This is a genomic window from Flocculibacter collagenilyticus (genome assembly GCF_016469335.1).
GTDB classification, from domain to species: domain Bacteria; phylum Pseudomonadota; class Gammaproteobacteria; order Enterobacterales; family Alteromonadaceae; genus Flocculibacter; species Flocculibacter collagenilyticus.
Map to the genome: position 1 here is coordinate 1,241,769 of NZ_CP059888.1, position 20,942 is coordinate 1,262,710.

At 35.6% G+C, this 20,942-nt stretch carries 19 protein-coding genes; 17 read left to right on the top strand and 2 right to left on the bottom strand.

Going from position 1 to position 20,942, the window contains the following annotated elements; all coding sequences use genetic code 11:
* The first annotated feature begins 19 nt into the window (after positions 1–19).
* Complete coding sequence (locus HUU81_RS05480; RefSeq protein ID WP_199611254.1) at positions 20–763, top strand: MlaA family lipoprotein; 744 nt, start codon at positions 20–22, stop codon at positions 761–763.
* A 190-nt stretch (positions 764–953) separates the two neighbouring features.
* On the opposite strand, the gene HUU81_RS05485 is transcribed toward HUU81_RS05480, so the two are convergent.
* Both HUU81_RS05485 and HUU81_RS05490 read right to left on the bottom strand, forming a co-directional pair.
* Positions 954–1,235 carry a DUF6170 family protein gene (locus HUU81_RS05485; protein ID WP_199611255.1) on the bottom strand — a complete coding sequence of 94 codons (282 nt, stop codon included), beginning with the start codon at positions 1,233–1,235 and terminating at the stop codon, positions 954–956.
* A gap of 90 nt (positions 1,236–1,325) precedes the next feature.
* Positions 1,326–2,777 (bottom strand): peptide MFS transporter, encoded by a 1,452-nt coding sequence (locus HUU81_RS05490; protein ID WP_199611256.1) that lies wholly within the window; start codon positions 2,775–2,777, stop codon positions 1,326–1,328.
* 279 nt (positions 2,778–3,056) lie between these two features.
* On the opposite strand from HUU81_RS05490, the gene HUU81_RS05495 reads away from it, so the two are divergent.
* The 16 genes from HUU81_RS05495 (at position 3,057) to HUU81_RS05570 (ending at position 20,941) form a co-directional block, all read left to right on the top strand.
* Positions 3,057–5,822 carry an SLBB domain-containing protein gene (locus HUU81_RS05495; protein WP_233520578.1) on the top strand — a complete coding sequence of 922 codons (2,766 nt, stop codon included), beginning with the start codon at positions 3,057–3,059 and terminating at the stop codon, positions 5,820–5,822.
* 114 nt (positions 5,823–5,936) lie between these two features.
* A complete protein-coding gene (gene wecA / locus HUU81_RS05500; RefSeq protein WP_199611258.1) occupies positions 5,937–7,019 on the top strand; it encodes a UDP-N-acetylglucosamine--undecaprenyl-phosphate N-acetylglucosaminephosphotransferase in 1,083 nt (360 codons plus the stop codon).
* A gap of 121 nt (positions 7,020–7,140) precedes the next feature.
* A complete protein-coding gene (gene gspG, locus HUU81_RS05505) occupies positions 7,141–7,536 on the top strand; it encodes a type II secretion system major pseudopilin GspG (protein WP_199611259.1) in 396 nt (131 codons plus the stop codon).
* The gene (locus tag HUU81_RS05510; protein WP_407644834.1) at positions 7,533–9,191 is read left to right on the top strand and encodes a GspE/PulE family protein; all 1,659 of its coding nucleotides are present in this window, start codon (positions 7,533–7,535) and stop codon (positions 9,189–9,191) included. The genes gspG and HUU81_RS05510 overlap by 4 nt, the downstream gene beginning before the upstream one ends.
* 42 nt (positions 9,192–9,233) lie before the next feature.
* Positions 9,234–10,433 (top strand): type II secretion system F family protein, encoded by a 1,200-nt coding sequence (locus HUU81_RS05515; protein ID WP_199611261.1) that lies wholly within the window; start codon positions 9,234–9,236, stop codon positions 10,431–10,433.
* Between the two features lies 1 nt (position 10,434).
* Positions 10,435–10,851, top strand: a complete 417-nt coding sequence (locus HUU81_RS05520; protein WP_199611262.1) for a type II secretion system protein — start codon at positions 10,435–10,437, stop codon at positions 10,849–10,851.
* Positions 10,848–11,288: a PulJ/GspJ family protein gene (locus HUU81_RS05525; RefSeq protein ID WP_199611263.1), complete on the top strand. Its 441-nt coding sequence runs from the start codon at positions 10,848–10,850 to the stop codon at positions 11,286–11,288. Before HUU81_RS05520 ends, HUU81_RS05525 begins: the two co-directional genes overlap by 4 nt.
* The gene (locus HUU81_RS05530) at positions 11,278–11,955 is read left to right on the top strand and encodes a prepilin-type N-terminal cleavage/methylation domain-containing protein (RefSeq protein ID WP_199611264.1); all 678 of its coding nucleotides are present in this window, start codon (positions 11,278–11,280) and stop codon (positions 11,953–11,955) included. The genes HUU81_RS05525 and HUU81_RS05530 overlap by 11 nt, the downstream gene beginning before the upstream one ends.
* The gene (locus HUU81_RS05535; protein ID WP_199611265.1) at positions 11,915–12,811 is read left to right on the top strand and encodes a type II secretion system protein GspK; all 897 of its coding nucleotides are present in this window, start codon (positions 11,915–11,917) and stop codon (positions 12,809–12,811) included. The genes HUU81_RS05530 and HUU81_RS05535 overlap by 41 nt, the downstream gene beginning before the upstream one ends.
* A gap of 39 nt (positions 12,812–12,850) precedes the next feature.
* The gene (locus tag HUU81_RS05540) at positions 12,851–13,945 is read left to right on the top strand and encodes a hypothetical protein (RefSeq protein ID WP_199611266.1); all 1,095 of its coding nucleotides are present in this window, start codon (positions 12,851–12,853) and stop codon (positions 13,943–13,945) included.
* A 9-nt stretch (positions 13,946–13,954) separates the two neighbouring features.
* A complete protein-coding gene (locus tag HUU81_RS05545) occupies positions 13,955–14,500 on the top strand; it encodes a hypothetical protein (protein WP_199611267.1) in 546 nt (181 codons plus the stop codon).
* An 8-nt stretch (positions 14,501–14,508) separates the two neighbouring features.
* On the top strand, positions 14,509–15,045 hold the full coding sequence (locus tag HUU81_RS05550; protein WP_199611268.1) for a hypothetical protein: 537 nt from the start codon (positions 14,509–14,511) through the stop codon (positions 15,043–15,045).
* Positions 15,046–15,055: 10 nt separating this feature from the next.
* A complete protein-coding gene (locus HUU81_RS05555) occupies positions 15,056–17,131 on the top strand; it encodes a secretin N-terminal domain-containing protein (protein ID WP_199611269.1) in 2,076 nt (691 codons plus the stop codon).
* Between the two features lie 296 nt (positions 17,132–17,427).
* Complete coding sequence (locus HUU81_RS05560) at positions 17,428–18,879, top strand: hypothetical protein (protein ID WP_199611270.1); 1,452 nt, start codon at positions 17,428–17,430, stop codon at positions 18,877–18,879.
* A gap of 80 nt (positions 18,880–18,959) precedes the next feature.
* Positions 18,960–20,192: a glycosyltransferase gene (locus HUU81_RS05565; protein ID WP_199611271.1), complete on the top strand. Its 1,233-nt coding sequence runs from the start codon at positions 18,960–18,962 to the stop codon at positions 20,190–20,192.
* Positions 20,193–20,212: 20 nt separating this feature from the next.
* A complete protein-coding gene (locus HUU81_RS05570) occupies positions 20,213–20,941 on the top strand; it encodes a sulfotransferase family protein (RefSeq protein WP_199611272.1) in 729 nt (242 codons plus the stop codon).
* Position 20,942 lies beyond the last annotated feature (1 nt).

The following is a 20,942-nucleotide window of genomic DNA, read 5'->3' on the forward strand; positions in this document are numbered from 1 at the left end:
TTTGGACCTAAGTAAATCAATGAAAAATATCCTTTTATTAATTATCCTGAGCACTATGCTTGCTGGTTGTGCATCTACATCTAAACCCAATGACCCGACAACTATCGGTGACGAGCGTGATCCTTTTGAGCCAATTAACCGCGACATGTGGTATTTCAACTGGGACATTCTAGATGAAAATGTTTTGCGTCCGACGGCTGTTGCGTATAGTGAGTACGTACCCAAGCCTGCGCGTGAAGGACTATATAATGTAACATTGAACCTAGAAGAGCCAGCTACAATTATTAATAGTGTGCTGCAGTTAAAATTTAAAAAAGCGGGTGTTTCTACAGGACGCTTTCTAATAAATTCAACCATAGGTATTTTTGGGATATTTGATTTAGCATCTGAAATAGGCCTAACACGCGAAGATGAAGACTTTGCTCAAACGTTAGGGCTGTGGGGCGTAGGTTATGGCCCTTATTTAATGATTCCAGCTCGAGGCCCCAGTACAGTGCGTGGCACAGTTGGTGATGTTGTTGATGGCATGTACTTCCCGTTAGCGCTTATTGAATTTTGGCCAAATATGTTACGCCTTTCAGTAAACGCGTTAGAAACACGCTCGCAGTTAATGGAACAAGAAAAGTTACTATATGAATCTTTAGACCCATATAGTTTTATGAAAGAGATTTACTTTCAAAAAGAAGACTTTCAGTTATTTGACGGTAATGTACCTATCGAAGAAGAAGCAGAAGAATTTCCAGAAGGTGCTTTAGATTACTAACTGTTAATCATTTGAAAATAAGCTATTTTAATAAAAAACCATTGAATTTATTCAATGGTTTTTTTTACATCTACAGGCTTAAGGAACAGGGCTTTAGATATAGAAATAGAACTAAGGTCTATGCGGGTAAATTGTTAAGCAGCCGAACAAAATTTCTCAACCTAAATCTATTCTCCTTAGCCGTGCAATATCACGGATGTTGCTTTTTGATTTCTCCGGCAGCTAACGTTAGCTCGATGGGTCTAGTAACTATTGGATAAAGTAGTACGGTGACAATGAGCCCAACCACAGAAATCCAGCCGTGGAAGTCAGTTAACAGCCAAAATAGCGGGAAAAGAAACAAGATCTTAAGCAGTTTAATTAATACCTGTTTCCATGGCGACATTGATTGTAAAGCGTCATAAATAGCTTGGTTACGCTCTCGATGTGAAAGATTTTCTAAGGTTGGAATTTGTTTACTTTGGAAATACATATTACTCAATTTGCTAAAGATTAACGAAGGGGAAGTTTAAATAAAAATGGACTCCGTAGAGTCCATTTTTAGCAATGATAAAGCTATATACTACAGAGGTGATTTTTCTGGCATACCTTCATGTGTACCTGTCACACTTAATTCTTCATCAAGCTTTTCTTCTTCACTGTCAGTATGGTCACCCTCAGCACCGTGCATCCAATCAACAAGTTTGTTTGCACTTAGGAAAATGATCACAGCAGTAACTATTCCTGCCACACCAACTGAAGCAAAGATAGTTAAAGCATTCTCAACTTGTTCTTCACCTTCACCTACAAATGAACCTACGAAACCTGCGACTTTATTTGCTAATGCAGTGAATAAGAACCAAACACCCATTAGTAAAGAAGTAAACTTAAGCGGTGCTAGTTTCGATACCATTGAAAGGCCGATAGGTGAAAGACACAACTCACCAAGTGTATGGAATAGATAAGCAAAAACAAGGAATAGCATACTTACTTTCACTGACGTATCGCCACCTTGAACCATTGTCGCCCATACCATTACAAAGAAACCTAAAGATAAAAATATCATGGCTAAAGCAAACTTAACGGGTGAAGTTGGTTCTTTACTGCCCATTTTCACCCAAATTGAAGCGACAACTGGTGCAAGTAATATAATAAACATTGCATTTAAAGATTGGAACCAAGTCGCAGGAACTTCAAAGCCCATGAAGTCACGATCAGTAAATTGTGAAGCGTAAATATTGAATAAACCGCCCGCTTGTTCAAAGCCAACCCAGAAGATAATAGAGAAAATACTCATAATAAGGATTACTTTAGTGCGATCTTTTTCTTCTTGAGAAAGTGCTGCTTCTTTCAATTCTTTATTGTTATTTTTCGCAATTTTAGCAGAAGGGACAACACCGATTTGCCCTAAGTACTTATCTGCTAACGTCAACTGTAACGCTAGACCAATTAACATACCTGCACCAGCAGCGATGAAGCCATAGTGCCAATTAACCTGTTCACCTAAGTAACCAACAATTAATGGCGATAAGAAAGCACCTAAATTGATACCCATGTAGAAAATTGTAAATGCACCGTCACGGCGATGATCACCTTCGTTGTATAGGTCACCAACAAGGCTTGATACGTTTGCTTTAAATAGACCATTACCACAAATGATTAAAACAAGTCCAAGATAGAATACTTGTTCTTCCATTCCAGGGATCATTGTTTTTGGAATACCTAACGTGAAATAACCAAGGGAGAATAATATACCACCATAGATTATCGCTTTACGTTGGCCCATAACGTTATCAGCTAACCAACCACCAATAAGCGGGGTTAGGTAAACAGCCATGGTAAAAGTACCGTATAAGCTAAGTGCTTCTTGAGTAGTCCAGCCAAAGCCACCGTCTTGAACAGATGCTACGAGATATAAAACAAGTAATGCTCGCATTCCATAGTAACCAAAACGCTCCCACATTTCGGTTCCGAAAAGAAGAAACAAGCCTTTCGGGTGTCCGAAAAGTGTTCCTTGTGCCATCGGTTTATTCATGTTGATTTTCCTAAATTTAACTTTATTAAATAAAGAGCTCAGCTTGAAAACGTATTATTTGTGATTTTAATTATAATTTTTGAGCTGAAATCTTACTACAAAACTGAGAAAACATACCGCATAGCGGCACTGCAATGCAACAGTTTGCGCATAATTTTAGCTTTATTGCACTATTAATAAGATTAAATGTTTAAAAGAAGGCCGGATTACTCTAAAATGCGCGGGTTTTGTATAAGTATTCTTGGTTAATAAACTCAAATAATGTAAATGGAAAGTAAAGTGTCGGTACGTATTATATATATTTTTTTGTTGGTGGTAGTGTCATTTACAGTAAGCGCGGTTACTCCAACGCCTGCGCAAATAGAACAGTTCAAGAATCTACCGCCTTCGCAACAAAAAATGTTGGCAAAGCAATTAGGTATAGATATTTCGCAATTTAAAAAAGCAAGCCAGTCTCAATCATACGAAAATACAATAATGCCCCCTGCTGAACGAGCCAGTAAAGAAGAGTTCAGTGAGTTAGAAGAAACTTTAGAAGAAAAGTATTTAAAAGATAAAGTAGAAGTAAAACCGTTTGGTTATGATTTATTCGCTAATGAGCCATACAGCTTTCAACCAGAAAATAACCAAGTTGCTGTGCCTGATGATTATATTGTAGGTGTAGGTGATAACTTTTTAGTTAATACTTATGGAAAAGAAGGCAACACGTATGAATTGATGGTCAATCGTGATGGTATGCTACATTTCCCTGATTTTGCGCCTTTAAATGTAATGGGTTTAACCTTTCAAGAAGCAAAGCAAGCTATTCATAATCATATTTCCTCACAAACAATTGGTCTAAAAGCTTCAGTTACAATGGGGGAGCTTAGATCGATTCGCATCTTTGTTATGGGAGAAGCGTATAAGCCAGGTGTTTATACGATTTCTTCATTATCCACAGTAACAAATGCGTTATTTGCATCTGGTGGGCTATCTGATATTGGCTCATTGAGGAATATTCAAGTTAAAAGGGCAGGCAAACTTGTTGGTAAAGTAGACTTATATGATTTCTTAATTCATGGCGATAATTCTAAGGATGTCATATTAAAGTCTGGCGATGTTGTGTTTATTCCTCCGGTAGGCAGCACCGCTACGATCAAAGGAGAAGTTAAGCGACCTGCAATTTATGAATTAGTAGAAAGTGAAACAATAAAAGACTTATTGACAATGGCTGGCGGTGCAAAGTCTTCTGCATTTTTAAAAGAAAGTGTACTAGAGCGCTTTAATACGAGTAATTATAAAACACTGATAAATTTAGACCTGAGTAAAGAAGGTGTATTTGAAGAGCCTGTAAAAGACGGTGATGTGTTAAGAATTAATGCAACGTCTGATGAATTTAAAGATTCGGTATTATTGATTGGGGCTGTAACCCGACCGGGCGCCTATCAATGGCATCAGGGCATGAAAGTTTCAGACATCATTGAAAGCTTCCATAGTGACTTACTTAAAATTGCTGACCTAGAGTATGCGTTAATTGTCCGAGAAACAAGCAAGTTAGGTGATATCGAAACACGTCAAATTAGCTTAGCAAATGCCTTAGAAAATAAAAACGCAACAGATAATATTTTATTGAACTCTAACGATAAAGTGATTGTCTTTAGTAAATATGAAAAAAGAGATATTGAGCAAAGAACATTAGCTCGGTTAGCTCATACGCAAGAAGAGTTAGCTATTTTGGAGAGGGAACAGCTAATTAAAGAGTATTATTCTAAAGAGTTTAAAAGGGATTTAGGTTTACTAAAAGATGAAGAGTTTAAGAACGAAGCTAATATGCAGTTCAATTCTCAGCTTTCCAATCAGGAGCTAAATAGGCGTGACTTACAATTAGCTCAAACAGATTTATTAGAATTATCTAAGCCATTTGCTGAGCTTGAAAAAGAAGAAGATGAAGAAGAAAATTTAGAAGAGTTTAGCCTTTATTCAAGAAAGTTATTATTAGCACCAGTTATTTTAAAACTACAAAACCAAGCATCAGTTGGTCAACCTATGGAGTTAGTAGAGGTTGTAGGAGAAGTTAAAGTTCCTGGTGTATACCCTTTATCTAAAGGTGCTAAAATTAATGATTTAGTAATGGCGGCAGGAGGCTTGAATGAATCTGCCTACCTTGAGAGAGCTGAGCTAACCCGCGTTAATAAGCAAGGCAGTAAAGCCTCAATAAAACACATAACATTTAAACTTGGCGATGCAATGTCTCTTGATGAGTCAAGTAATATTAAGTTAACCAGTAAAGATCGTTTAAATATTTCTCCAATTCCAGAGTGGCAAGAGGATGTAACAATTACCCTGAAAGGTGAAGTGTTATTTCCAGGTGTTTATACTATACGACGTGGTGAGACATTAGTTGAAGTGATAAAGCGCGCTGGTGGATTCACTGATTTCGCATCTGCTGATGCAGCGGTATTTACTCGTGAATCATTGAAAGAACAAGAGTTCGAGCAAATTAAAAAGCTTCTATCAGATTTGAGAAAAGAAGTGGCGACTAAGAGTTTACAGCCCTCTAAAGCGACGAGCAGCATTTCATATAGTGAATCAAGGCAGCTTTTATATGATTTAAGTCAAGTGACTCCTGTTGGGCGACTTATTATCGATGTGCCACGCCTAATGCTTGGTCAAACTGATTATGACATTCAGCTTGAAGATGGTGATACCTTATATGTTCCAACTAAAAAGCAGTCAGTGAATGTAATTGGTGAAGTTAATGTCGCAACTGCTCATATGCATGAAGATGAATATGATTTGTATGAATACATACAAAAAAGTGGTGGGTTTAAGTCAAGAGCAGATGAAGATCGAATATATATCATTAAAGCTGATGGCTCGGTTGAAGTACCTAGTGGAAATAGCTGGTACGCTATTAATGCTAAAACTACGCAAATTCAGCCAGGCGACACAATTGTTGTACCACTTGATTCAGAATATATGGACAACCTAACATTGTGGAGTACAGCCACGCAGATTATCTATCAGGTTGGTGTAGCATTAGCTGCAATATCAAGTATTAACTAATTTTATTAAAAATAGATACTTAGTTTAAAAATTATAATTACTAGGCTATTTTATATACATTACTAATGTATGTAAGTAGCCTTATCAAACATATAGAATATTGATAAACAATTTATGCTAGACACTTTATTGCCACTAATTTTCACAGTATTTGCCACATTACTTTCAATAATGGTGATTAAACCCATTGCTGTGAAAGTTGGGTTGGTAGATAAGCCCAATGAAAGAAAAAAGCATGTAGGTTCTATACCGCTTATAGGTGGGGTAGCTATTTTCTTTAGTGTATTAATGTCCGTTTCATTATTTTACCCGCTTGGGCAATCGATAAGTTACTATCTAATTTGCGCAGCTAGTATCGTTGTACTAGGTATGTTTGATGACTATAGGGACTTAAGTGTCGGACTTCGTTTAATGGCTCAAGCGCTTATAGCAATAGTAATGATCTCGGGTATTGGCTTATATATATCGGATTTAGGTAACTTATTTCAATTTGGCAACATTAGTATTGATGTATTTGGTATACCGTTTACGATTTTAGCGGTTATTGCAGCCATTAACGCATTCAATATGATTGATGGGATTGATGGTTTAGCTGGTAGTCTTAGTTCTGTCACTTTTGTTTCGATAGCCATCCTCTTTTTTATCAGTGGACATAATTCAATGATATTATTGCCTCTGATATTAGTAGCTGCATTACTTCCATATTTGGCATTCAATTTAGGCCTTGGAGGCAAACCCCATCGTAAAATATTTATGGGTGATGCTGGTAGCATGTTTATTGGTCTATCAGTGATTTGGTTACTAATAATAGGAACCCAAGGGGAAAACCATTCATTTCAGCCAGTGACTGTTTTGTGGATTATTGCTGTGCCGATAATGGATATGGCCGCGATAATGTTTAGGCGAATTAGAAAGGGGCGCTCACCTTTTCAAGCGGATAGAGATCACTTGCATCATATCTTTTTAAAGTTAGGGTTGACGTCTAAACAAGCTCTATTGCTAATTACTACGATGTCAATGATGCTGTCAGCTATAGGTATTACTTTTCATGTCTTAGGGGTAAGTGAGTGGTTTAGCTTGCTCTGTTTTATGATATGCTTTATAGCATATGCATATGCATTACAACACAGCTGGAAGTTTGTAAGAGCAGTAAAGCGAATTGCTTTAAAAGCAAAGCGGCAAACTAAAGGCGTATAGCTTCTTAAATTAATCTGTTACAAACTAATTTTATTACCTCTTAAAAAAATAATTAAATAGCGATAATATGCTTATCGCTATTTAAGTACAATTTTCTCTTTTGAAATGTGGAATATATAGAATGAAAAGAAATACTGGTTTTACGATGATGGAATTATTAATTGTAATCGTAATTTTAGGATTATTAGCTTCATTAGTTGCACCAAAAATGTTTAATAAGCAATCATCTTCTATGAGAAAGGTTGCAAAAGCGCAAATGCAAATGTTTGAAACAGCATTAGATACTTATCGTTTAGATATGGGCGATTACCCAGCTAATATCGATGAGCTACGTAAAAGTGATAAGCCTAATTGGGATGGCCCGTATCTTCCAAAAAACGTCCCACTAGATCCCTGGGGAAACCCTTATGTTTATAAAACGCCAGGCGAAGATGGCCAGCCATATTATTTAGCCTCTTTAGGCAAAGACGGTCAAGCCGGCGGTAAAGAAGACAATGCGGACATTGTACATCAATGATATCAATGAATACTTTGCTTCTTGATAAATATCAAGTACATAAAACTGATTTAGATAAAGCAGTTAACTATCAGCAGCGCTTTGGTGGAAGGTTAGAGCAAATCCTAGTAAACATGGGAAGCTTATCGGATGATCGTCTTCCCTCATTATATAGCGAATTTCTCTCACTGCCCTTATTAAATACTCAAGAGTGGTTAGAGCAACCAAGTGTTGAACTTGACAGTAATACATTGGAGTTTTTACTTGATAAACAATGGGTGCCTTTAAGTGTAGAAGATATAAACTGGATCTTCGCTGCAAAGTATCCACTTGATCTAGAAGTAAATCAATTTATTCAACAAAACAGTATTAATCCTACTGTTTATGTCGCTTCAGAGTCTGACCTACAAGTACTCGCTGATAAATATAGCAATCAAGTTGTAGATAACGAAGAACTTGAAACACTAACAGGCGATGAAGAGGAAAGACTCAAGGAGCTAGCAACTGAAGCGCCTACGGTGAATTTACTGAATTCATTAATTACACGTGCATTAAGAGATGGCGCGTCAGATATGCATCTAGAGCCATATAATGGCCGTTACAGGGTGCGTTATCGTGTGGACGGTGTGCTTCATGAGGTTGAGCAATTAGCTACTCGCATGCAACTTCCGATTGTTACTCGTCTTAAAATCTTGTCTGGAATGGATATCGCAGAAAAGCGACGTCCACAAGATGGAAAGATTGAAATGCGAATTGCTAATCAAGAATTAGATATTCGTGTGTCCGCTTTGCCTTTAAATGAAGGCGAAAGTATAGTGATGCGCTTCTTACGCAAAGACTCTGTTAGATACGATATGTCGGTGTTGGGGTTATCTCCTGATATCCAAGACTTAATAAAAGAAGATTTAACCTCTACTGCAGGTGTAATTCTACTGACCGGTCCGACAGGTTCAGGTAAAACCACTAGCCTTTACACATTCCTGAATGCGCTTAATAACGATGATGTAAAAATTATTACGCTTGAAGATCCAGTTGAATATCAACTTGAAGGTATCAATCAAGTACAAGTCAAATCTGATATTGGTTTTGACTTTGCCGCTGGCTTAAGAAGTATTGTTCGTCAAGATCCAGACATCATTATGTTAGGTGAGATTCGAGATCAAGAAACGTCGCAAATTGCGTTGCAATCAGCACTAACTGGGCACTTGGTATTTTCCACGGTTCATACTAACGATGCGCCTAGTGCTTATACACGATTATTAGATTTAGGTGTGGAAGAGTTTTTATTAAATGCGGCATTAGTGTCCATCATAGCTCAACGTTTAGCTCGTAAGGTTTGTGAGCATTGCGCTGTACCCCATAGTAATCAGCATAGTTTAATTACGAAGTATCAACTTGATAAATTTGCGCAATTGCAGCAAATTCAAGAGCTTAATCTAGTCGAAGCGAAAGGCTGTGATGAGTGCTCTCATACTGGCTATAAAGGCAGGTTAGCCGTTATAGAATATTTACGTTGTGATGACTTTATTAAGTCTGTACCAAAAGATGAAAACTTTATCCCAAAAGCCAAAGGCCATAATCAAAGTTTAAATAGACGCACATTATTGCAAGATGGTTTCTATAAAGCATTACACGGTCTAACGACTATTGAAGAAGTTATCAGGGTTGCAGGCTAGCACGTTGAGTGATTGCTTAAGTTTAAATGGGGTAGAGATAGCTTGAAATTATTTCAATACAAGGCTTTTGATAAGTCAGGCGCTAAAATTGATGGGCAAATAGAAGCAAGTGATATTGCTTCAGTTCAAAAGCAATTGAGTACGCAAGGCCTATACCCATCAGAAATTAAAGAGTTTAAAGAGTCACAATCCTTATTTGGTTTTTCACAAAAGGTTTCACTTGCAGACTTAGAATTTCTGACTGCTGAACTTAGCCTCTTGCTTTCAAGTGGCGTTCGAATTGATAAAGGTTTAGATATCATCAAAAAGACTAAAGCAAAACCTGCTTTAGCTAAACTTTTAGGTGAAATGAGTGCATCATTAAAAAAAGGGAACAGCTTATCTAAAGCTGCGAGTGAACATCCAAAAGCGTTTGACCCACTTTATGTTAACCTAATTGAACTGGGCGAAGCGTCTGGTCAACTTTCTGATATATTTTCTGGGTTAGCCACAGATTTAAAGTTTAGGCGCGACTTGCAGCGAAAAATCATTCAATCCTTGACTTATCCCGCAGTTATCCTTTCCGTGTGTATTCTATGTGTGATATTTATATTTAATTTTATTGTACCTCAAATGTCATCACTGTTCGCAGATGTTGAAGATTTGCCATGGTATACACAACTATTGTTAAACGTAAGCGACTGGTTGCAAAATTATCAAGGTTTTTTACTCCTCGGCATTATTTTATCCGGTATTGGTTTAGCAAGTGTTTGGAAAAAAGAATCTTTTCAACAGAAGTGGCAGCAACTCTTATTAAAGCTCCCATTGGTAAAAAACTCTGTGTTAACAGCTGAAAGAATACGGTTTAATTCAGGTCTTGCAATGATGCTTTCTGCGGGTGTTCCAATTGATCAAGCATTATCACTTTCCACAGGAAACATAAAAAATCTACTTTTACGACGCGAAATGGATATAGTGCGCCAAAAAGTTAAACGCGGCTCAGCATTAACTCCAGCGCTAAGACAAACTTCCTTGTTTCCACCGTTTTATGTTTCATTACTTGAGGTGGGCGAAGAAAGCGGAAATTTAGATAAAATATTTAATGAAATAGCCAGTAGAAGTAGACAAGATTTTGAAGAATGGACTCAGAAATTAACTACATTAATCGAGCCAATATTAATTTTGACTATGGGAATAATCGTTGGAGGAGTTGTGGTGGTTATGCTTCTGAGTATGGTTTCTGTTAACGATATTGATTTTTAAAATGCACTTAATAAAAGGTAGTGGTAGAGAGCGAATTCTCGGTTTTACTATGGTGGAGCTACTAACGGTATTAAGTTTAATGATATTTTTAATGTCTTTAATAGGGCCTTTAAGCGTTAGTACTTTTGAAAAAGCAAAGGCAAAGAAAGAGTTACTTCTGTTAAAGGATATTTTAAAAGAAACGGGTAAGATGTCTTATTTAACGGGTAAGAAATATCAGTTGTTATTAAATAAATCTAGTATTCATATTAAAAGATTAGAAAGCCAGATTCTAACTGATATAGGAAAAATAGATTTTGAAAATATAACCTTTGAATCCCAAGTGATTTTATATGATAAGTACGGGCATTCAGATATTGCAAATATAAATGTTTTTTTTCGACACGAAGAGCTTAAATTAAGATTGCAAGATTTATGAAACTTGTTAAAGCAGATAAAAATATAGGTTTTACCCTCATTGAAGTTTTAGTTTCAGCAGTTATTCTTTTTGCTGGTATATTTATTTCAATGTCCTTAATTAAGGGGGCTTATTTATCAAGCGAGAAAGCGGTATCTCAATTAAATACAGTCGCAGTAATCCAACCTATTTTATCTGTAATACGCCATGATATTAGAAGTAAGGGAAACGAACAAGTAACTAATTTGTCGGGAAGGGGGGATGTATGGTTCGGGCGTTTTTCATGGACTGCTACAATGATTAAATTTAGAGGCGCGCCTAACAGGTTTGATGTCGATAAAGGCTCATTTGTGACGCCTCCACATAAATATAAACTTTGGGAAGTACAGTTAAAACTAACAATTAATAGTGTTGAAACAGAATTTGAGTTTAAAGAGTTAAGCTGGAATGAAAAATAGTAAAGGCTTTTCATTAATTGAACTAATGATATCAACCACACTATTGGCAGGTGTGTTGTACCTAGGGACATTTTCATACGGCTTAATATCCTCTATTTGGAATAGGTCTTCGACTGAATTTGATTCGTCTTTTACGCAAGGAAAAAACCTTTATATTTTGCAAAAAGTTATAGGGGGTATCTCACCTTATGTTATCAGTGGAAGCAATAATATTCCTGCTTTCTATTTTGTAGGTGGAAAGAGTAGTCTTTTATCGTTTAGTAATATATCTCCATATTCTGCCCAAACCCCCGAATTTTTTCGAATATATAGCACTATTGACAGTGATGGGAAGGTTGATGTTATTTATCAGTCGGTACCTGCTGCAGAAACCTTACTTACTGACACAAAAGATGAGATTACACTTAACCAAACGATTACTTTATTAAAAGGACTGGATGAGTTTAAGATTGAATATTATGGATGGAAGAATTTGACGTCTAAAACAGGAAATAAAGCAAAGAGTTTTAGGAAATGGTTTGAAATATTTTCAGGTATAGATAATCAAATCTTGCCTGAATTAATTAAGTGCACTTTAGTTAAGGGTGGTATAAAACTTGAGTTTTATACCACTTTGGATATTAGTAGTGAAAAATGGCTATCTCAGTACTACTATGAAAATGATTAAATTGGAGCGTAAAAATGGAATTGCTTTGATACAAGTATTACTAATATCGGCAATAATATCAGTAATATCGCTTTACATTTCTCAAAATGCTAGAAAGCAAGTTGCAATGGCTATCGTTGCGAAGCAGAAAGCAGAGGCTTTAATAATTTCGCATAGTACTGAATCCGAAATTATTTTTGAGTTATTAACAAGTAGTAAAGGGAGAGCTGACACTGCAACGGTAAATTGGAACTTTCATGGTGACCTTTTCTCATTTTCAAATGACAATAAGGCTATGGATGTGAAATTATCTATTCAAGATCGCTCAGCATTGATAAACCTACATTACCCAGATAGAGATAATCTTCTTAAGCTTTTGGAGCAATCGGGTTTATCAGCCTTAAAAGCAAGGGATATTGTAGCTAGTCTTATAGACTGGCAAAAAGCAAGAAATTCTAATGTGTCCTCACAGAAGACAAGAGGCGGTAATATTCCCTATATAGGTGACTTTATTCATGTTGAATCTGTTGATCAGAAGATAATAGAATTGTTGCAAAGGAATGCTACTTTACATAGAGGGGCTAATTTTAATCCTATGCTCTCCCCATTTGAGCTCTTATCGGCACTAACTAATTCCTCCACAGCAATGGCTGTAATATCAGAACGTAAAAGCGGAACGCTTACTAAGAACAAGTTTGTTTCGATTACTAAGTTGGAAGAAAATGAAAATTCAATTTTTTATCCTTCCAACTTATTAAAAATCACAATATCTAGTAGTGTAGGTAAGTCTAATGTAGAAAAGCAGTTTAATATCGATTTATTTCCATATGCATCTAGTTCAGCTCCACCATTTAATATTCTTTCAATTACAAAGTGATTTTAAGGTAAGTACATTTTTAAACCAGAGATAGTAAGTATGTTGATTGACAAGTTTTCATCGTTTATTCTTAAATTTTTTTGTGGATACTTTGACGGAAATATAAATCGTTTTGTCGAACAAAAAAGTAAACTTATACTTAATAGTGAAGAAAATAATAGACCGCCTTTAGTTTTAATTGTATCGAGAGAGTTTTATGCTGAAGAGCATATTATTTACCCTGTTGATAATATTTCAGATGCTAAAAAAATGATAGCTCTAGAGAAAGCTGACGTTAGCAATAATATATATATTTATTACAAGCTTAATAATTCGTCGATTCATGTTTTGGTTTATTCTTTTCAAGACAATGTTCCTCACTCTTTGATTCGAATTCCGGAAAGTCAATTAATAGGTAAAACTCTAGAAAATAACTATATATTAGAAATTGAAGTTAGCACAAATAACTCGTATTTTATTACTAAGGTTAATAGCACTATAGTTAGTGCATGTAAAACTCCACTATTGAATTCTACGATGAAGTTTGCTGCTTCTGTTAACTTGAATGAAAGTGCGGAAGCTAATACAGTTACAAAAGAGTGTATTTTTCAATTCTTTAAAAGCGCAATTCTTAGTTCATTGAAGGAGTCTTGCGTTCAAGGAGTTGTTAGTTTCTACAAAGAAAGAAAACAAAAACTTTTTAAAACAGTGACTTTTTCACTATTAATTCCGATTATTTTTATTACAGCTTTATATATTGGCCTTACTAGTATATTTCTGTTTCTTTATGAGGATAAGCTCTATTACGAATCTGCCCAGATTGATGAGGAAGTTATAAATCTTGTTGCTGTAAAAAGTAACTTAGATAATAAGCTAAAAAAGGCTGCCTTATATAATGAGTTTATTGAAAGTCAAAATCGTACAGCATTAGTGTGGTTAATAGTCAAAGAGCATGCATCTTATGTTCAGTACACAAATGTACGGTTTAGCAATCAACGATTTATTATAAGAGGAAAAACTAAAAGTGCTACAGAGCTACTGACAAAATTGAGCGCTAATCAGCAGGTTGTAGATGCTAAATTTGATTACCCCACACGAAAAAGCCGAGGGGAAGAGTACTTTGTGATTAGTCTTATAATTAATGAAATCAATTAGGTGATAATAATGAGAAATAAACATTTAGTATCAATGTTTATTATCGTTTTGCTTCTGTGTATGAAATTTTTATTATATCCAGTTTTAGAGTGGCAAGACGCACAGATAATAAATTTACAATTACTTAAAAATAAATATTTAAAAACTACAGAGTTAAATAAGCAAAAGGACACCATTGAAAAGTATTACCAAGATATTTCTATGAAGCTACAAGGTGTAAAAGGTGTTGTTTTTGAGCCGATGAAAGAAACAGAGCTTCAGTTACAACAGCAAAAGTGGTTAGAAGGCCTACTTGCGAAAAATTTCATTTCATACAGAAATATTGGTTGGGAGAAACCAACTTTAGTAGATGGTAATAACGATATAATTAAGCACTCAGTTAATTTATCATTAAAAGGAGATATTAATGACATAGTATCTTTATATATAAGCTTGGAAACAAATATACATTTCACATCTATTGATAGTTTTAATTTTAATATTAAAGGGAATGATCAAACCAAGTTGGATGGTAGACTTGTTTTGAGTTTTTATTCATATGGACATAATTCATAGAGAAAAGTATGAAAGAATTTAACCCTATAATTTTGATATTAGCGTGTACTATGATAACTGCCTTTTATTTTATAGATTTTAATAATCGGTTTGTAGGACTTCTAGATAATAACTCATTTAAACCATTCAATATTGAAGAAAAGGAGCTGATATTTAAAAGTCACATGCTTAATAGTGAGACAGTGAAACTATTAAAAAATAGTTACAAAAACCCTACTTCAACTATTAAATCAGTGAACAGTATTGATAATAAGCGAGTAACTGAGGACAATACCACATCTTTGAAAACTCTTAATGGAGAGCATAAAATATTATTGCAAGGGATTGTTAAGAAAAATAATTTAGCAGGTATTCAAAAAATATATTTTTTAATCCAGCTTATAAATGAGTCTGTTGATGAAGAAAACAAAGTGATTAAGCTTTTAGATGGCGAGTCGATATTTGATTATCGCGCATCTATTTTATCAAATACGTCAATTCAGTTAGTTAATAGTAATACTAAACATGTTATTTTATTAAAAATGTACAAGGGAGTCGGCCAATAGGCTGCAATTTATGAAGAGTAATTCTACCGTTAATCCAACAATTTTTTTATTTATAAGTTTCTTTTTAGCTGGTTGTGTATCTAGCCAAGGAGTCAAAACGGAGCCTGTAAACTCATTTTTATCTGAAAAAATAAATACTAATGATGCGTCAGTTAATAGTCAAAACGATAAAAGTATAGATGATCAGTCCAGGAATACGGGGGGGTTATCTTATGTTCACAGCATTAAGCATGAAAGTGAGTTTATTAAAAAACCATTGGATGTCGAAGAAAAGCTTAGTGACAATGAGATGCTTACAATTTCTGCGGATCAACTTTTCTTAAAAGACTTTATTCATTACGTACTTGGTGAAGAGCTAAGTCTTAGCTACATTATCGGCAATGATGTTAAAAATGATACTGATAGAATAAGTCTGAACCTACAATCTGAGATTAGTAAACGAAAACTATTTAGTTTAAGTGAAGAAGTACTTTCCGAGAGAGGCTATGTAATACGGTACGACGACGGAGTTTACTATATACACAAGCGCGCGGGAGGTATGGCTAGTCACAATATTGTTTATGGATATGGTGGAGAAATTGAAGATGTACCAAATACAGCAACTGAAATTATTCAAATGGTACCATTTAAATATGGTCAAACTAGCTTACTTAACCTTATGCTCAAACAGATTGTTAATGTTCAGCTTTTTATTGATCACGAGCGCAACGCTGCCTTACTTAGGGGGAAGCGAGCTGAAATTTTACGGGCTTTAGAGTTTATTCAGTTAATTGACAGGCCAAGATTTAGAGAGCGTAAAGTTGCAATATATAAAAGCACTTTTATTTCCACGCAAGAGCTCTTACAGAAATTGAAGGAATTATTAGTTCAGGATGGTGTATCTGTTAATAATGCAAACCTTACCACCAGCGCTGTATCGCTGGTACCTCTAGAGCGTATAGGCGCATTGGTTGTTTTTTCTAACAGTAAGGACTTGATAGAAAGGGTGGGATATTGGGCTGAGGAAATTGATAAACCTCTGGTTACCACTGAAAAACAGTACTTCGTGTATACACCTCGCTATTCTAGAGCAACAGATTTAGGTCAAAGTTTACAGTTACTTATAGGAGGCGCTAGCAACTTATCAAGGAGTAATGAAGGTAATAAGGTTAGTGCAAATAGTCAAAATAAAGCCGTTAAGTCGAGCATGAATACATCTAACAGCTCAGTGAGTCATGGGCAAGGGAGAGATGTGAATTTTGTTGTTGATGAAAGGGCAAATACAATCATTATCGAGTCTACAGGAGAAAAGTATCAACAGTTGCTACCCTTGATAACGAGATTAGATGTGCTTCCAAAGCAGGTCATGCTCGAGGTTCTGATTGCTGAAGTAACTTTAACAGATGAGTTTAAGCAAGGTGTAGAGTTTGCTTTAAGCAATGGAAGCTACAACTTGTCAACTTCAGGAGCATTTGGTTCAAAGTCATTTGGTGGGTTATCTTACTTAGTAAGTGGTGTTAATGGTAGCCTTTCATTAAACCTTTTTGAAACAAACAGTAATGTAAATATTATATCAAAACCTTCAATTGTTGTTAGAGATGGGGTTCAGGCTCAAATAAGAGTTGGTACAGACATTCCAATTGTTGGCCAAACAGTGCAAGATCCTTTAAGTGGTGAAAAGCAAGTTACATCAATAGAATATAGAAGCACGGGTGTTGAGTTAAGTGTAACACCTGTTGTAAATGCTCAAGGTGTAGTCATTATGGAAATTCAACAAAGTATTAGTAATGAGGCGGATGGGGGGTCAACTGTTGCTAATTCACCTTCAATTTTTGAAAGGAGTATTTCTACCGAGGTTGTTGCGGAAAGCGGTCAAACGGTTATTTTAGGTGGACTAATTAGTGAGAACAAGAGTAATAAGCAAACAGCTGTACCTGGAATATCTGATTTACCTATTATAGGAAGTTTATTTGGTGCAACATCTAATACAGGCACCAAAACAGAATTAATTGTGCTGGTTACACCTAAGATTATAGAGTCAGCTGAAGAATGGGTTGAGATAAAGGAAAAGCTTCATCAAGGATTGGATCAGTTACAGATATTTTAAAAGTGAAATTGTTAAATAATGCTTTATCTTTGAATAGAAAGATATTTGCATAAATTAAATAATTCATTGATAATCTGGGTTTACTTGCTTGACAGTCTAGGTTTCATCTGCGTAAAATTGCAACCAGCTTTGCTATATTTTCTCTTTATGCTAAATTTTAGTCTTAGTATAAGAATTTTTACACTTTCGATATAATTTCGAAATTAATTATAAGTATTGGAACGCCTGTTCCAGAAAAATCAGGTCATACCATTTAAGGTGTGTTCCTGTTTCATGAAACTAGGAGAATGGAAAAAATGTTAAAAAAATCTCTAATCGCTTTGGCGATCGTGGGTTCTGTATCTTCAGTTGCAAATGCATCTGTTGTTAGCTATGAATTGCAAATGAATGGCGCAGGAGCGGATGTAACTGCTATAGATGTTACTGTTGCAACTGCTGATGTTGTGATTTCTAAAGAAGGTTTGGCAGGTGCAGGCTCAATCTCAACTTTAGATATTCCAGCTGGCGATGACAATCCGTCTACAGAATTTCAACCTGACGCTTCTGAATTTGCTCTTTATATCAAAACTGATGTTACAGTTCAAAATGGTGATTTTGTATATGTAACTTTCCCAGGTGCAGCATTTGATACTACTGGTGCTAACCCTGAGCTTAGTATGCTTACGGTTGTTAATGCTGCTGGTAATGATGATGATATCGATACTCCAGATTCAAATCTTTCTTTCATCAAGTACGAAGGTGATAGTATTGTTTTTGGTGCAACAGCTGCTGTTAATGCGGGATCTATTTTGGCACTTGATAATGTAACACTTAAGTCAACTTCAGCTGCTTCCATTGCGCCAACTTTCCGTGCGGTAAATACTGTGATTGGTGATTATGCTACTGGTACAGCTAAAAAAGCTCTTAAGCAAGTATCTGAGTTTTCTGATGTGGATGTTACTGCAAACACAGGGGCGCTTGATGGTGTTATTGATGTATCACAAGACCGTTTAGAGTTCACAACTGGTAAAACAGATGCCCTTGGTTTAGATCTGGCTCTTACTCCTGTAGATAAGCTGCCTATCTCTACCGTGAGTTTTGATCTTACTCTTAATGGTGATTTCACTTCGCTTGATACAGACAGTGATAATAAATTGGAAGCGGGCGAAGGTTCAATTACTGCTAGCTCTGGTACAGTTACTGCGGCTGCAGACTTATCATCTGTAACAATTGAAGGTATGACAGCAGCAACTCCAGCTACAATTACAATTACTGTGCCTGGTGCGTCAGCTGAAGATGCAAAAATGCTTGCTAAGCAGTCTTTCACGTATTCAATAACTAGTGATTATACTGCTACTTCGGCCAAGTCTGACGTTAAAGTTATTACTGATGCAAGTGCAGGTGCTTGGACTCTTAACGGTTCAGTAGTTAAAATTCCTTACATGCCTTTTGGCGATAATACTCAGGTTGTATTACGTTTAACTAACACTTCTTCTAAGTCTGGCGATATGTCAGTACGCTATATTCTTGAAGATGGTCAAGACTCTTGGAAGTCTTTGGGGGTGGTTAGTGAGGTTAGTGCTGGCTTAACTGATATCTCTAGTATGGTTATGGATGCAGTTAAAGCGGATGCTGGTGCTACTAAAGGTAAAGTTGCTCTAGAAATTACTACTAACGTTCCAAAAGATAGTGTTGATGTTACAGCATTATTTAAAGTTCTTTCTGAGCAAGATCGTGCAGTTATGGCTGCCGAAGAAACTGCTAACTAACCTTTAATTTGGTATTTGTAATAAGCGAGCATTGCTCGCTTTTTTTGTAAATAGAAACCGTTTTTAAATAGTGATTAAAATTGAAAATTGCGATTTTTGTTGAACAATTTCCTGCCTTATCGCAAACCTTTGTTTTAAAACAAGTAACTTCCCTTATAGACCTAGGTTTTGATGTTTCCATTCTTTCAATACATTGTCCCAAAAAAATGGATATCATGCATAAAAACTTTGTTGATTATGGGCTACAGGGTAAGACGCAATATCTAACGCCAAGTTATAGTTCAACGATTCAAAAATTTCTGCAGCGTTTGCGTTGCTTGTTTGAGGGGGGGGCTAGTTTTAAAACTCTACCTACAGTACTTAGAGCTCTTAATCTAAAGCGCTTCAATCATCACGCGAGAAGTGGTTTACTTTTATCTATAGCTGCTAATGAAAAAAACTACAAACAGTATGATGTTGTAATTTGTCATTTTGGTACAACAGGAGTTATTGCAAACAAATTAAAGCAGCTAGGAGTAATTAACGGTAAGATTGTTACAATTTTCCATGGCTTTGAGCTTTCTATGCATAATGTTCTAAAGAAAAATGATAGTGATTATAAGAACTTGTTTTCTCAAACTGATTTAATGTTACCAGTAAGTGATAAGTGGAAAGAAAAACTAATTTCATTAGGTTGCCCACCTGATAAAATACAAGTGAATAGGGTGGGAATAGATTTAAAAGAGTTTGCTTATCAACACCCTAGGCATACTACTTCAGCTCTTAAAATATTTACAGTTGCTCGTTTTACAGAAAAAAAGGGACTCGATATTGCGCTTAGGGCATTAGCAATAGTTAAACAGAAGGTTAATTTTGAATATATATTAGCGGGCTCTGGCGAACTAGAAGCGACACTTAAACAACTTGTAAAGGATTTGGGGCTTTGTAAGCATGTTTCATTTATAGGTGCCATAAGCCAAGAGGAGGTTGTGAAATATATCAGCTCTTCCGATATATTCTTACAGCCAAGTATAACTGCATCAAATGGAGACATGGAGGGGGTTCCTGTAGCACTAATGGAAGCGATGGCGCTTGGGACTCCTGTTATTTCAACTTTCCATAGTGGTATTCCTGAATTAATTTCCAATAACTTACATGGATTATTAGCGCCTGAAAGAAATGTTGACGTACTTGCTCAGTGCCTTATTACTTTGATGGAAGAAGATAAGCTTAGAGAAAAGTTAGCTAAAAACGCTAGGATACAAGTAGAGAATATCGCTGACTTGAAGAATAATAATAGAAAATTAATTTCAATATTAAGAAAGTTGAAGTAATAGATTAAAGGGTATTTTAAGTGATATCACACAAAGACAGGTGTATATTTGTGCATATACCCAAAACAGCAGGGCAAAGTATTGAAAGTGTGTTTATTAAGCGTGCTGGACTGACATGGCAACAACGCTCCCACCTATTACTCAGGCCTAATAGTGATCCAAGCTTAGGTCCACCCCGATTAGCTCATCTGACAGCAGCTGAATATATAGAATTAAAGTATATTTCTGAAAAAAAATTTATAGATTACTTTAAATTTAGTTTTGTTCGTAACCCTTGGGCCAGAATAGTATCAGAGTATAGATATCGTAGATTGCAGGCAGTATGTCAGTATCAGCATGACTTTAAAACATGGTTGTTTCAGTATTATCCCAAAAAAACTGACGATAATTATGATCTATCTCAAGACTTGTATAGACACATTATCCCGCAGTCAAATTTTTTATATGACAAGTCAGGTAACTGCTTAGTTGACTTTGTTGGTAAATTTGAAACTTTACAATCTGACTTTAGTAAGGTCTGTAGCAGACTAGATATTTCAAACACAGAGCTGCCACATAAAAATAAGAACACTGCCACAGGTATTAAAAATAGAATTAAGTTAGTTTCGAAGCAACTTTTCCAAAATTTGCAACTTACCTCTAAAGATACTCAGTGTTATAAGGCAATGTATGATCAAGAGTCAAAAGAGTTCGTAGAGTCTTTATATGAAGAGGATATACTACTTTTTAATTACACATTTGAAGATTGAT